1 protein-coding gene and 1 pseudogene are annotated in these 308 nt (G+C 31.5%); both read left to right on the plus strand.

Annotated features, from left to right (window positions below):
• On the plus strand, positions 1-77 hold a 77-nt coding region (locus SB717_RS34775), incomplete at its 5' end, for an ATP synthase delta/epsilon chain alpha-helix domain-containing protein (protein WP_410907426.1).
• 137 nt (positions 78-214) lie between these two features.
• Positions 215-308, plus strand: a pseudogene (locus SB717_RS40330) (DUF975 family protein); the annotation flags it as partial.

Below are 308 nucleotides of genomic sequence, written 5' to 3' on the forward strand. Positions count from 1 at the left end.
CACATGTTGACTTTAGACGTGCAGAAATGGCATTACAACGTGCTGTGAACCGTTTAAATGTTTCTGATATGAAGTAAAAAAATCCGTAAGGGCCTTGCCTTTACGGATTTTTTTGTGTATTTTATGGATAATTTTACAAAACTGGTATAATTATATTTATGCTTGTATAAGTAGAAGTGTACAACAATTTATATTTTATGAAAGGGATGAATAAATGATCGGTGAAATGAAACGAGAAGCATTGTACTCTTTAAAGGGGAAATGGGGACTAGGTGTTGGATCAACGATTTTATATTTTATTTTAAGTT

The organism is Priestia sp. SIMBA_032 (assembly GCF_046535215.1).
Taxonomy (GTDB): Bacteria; Bacillota; Bacilli; order Bacillales; family Bacillaceae_H; genus Priestia; species Priestia aryabhattai.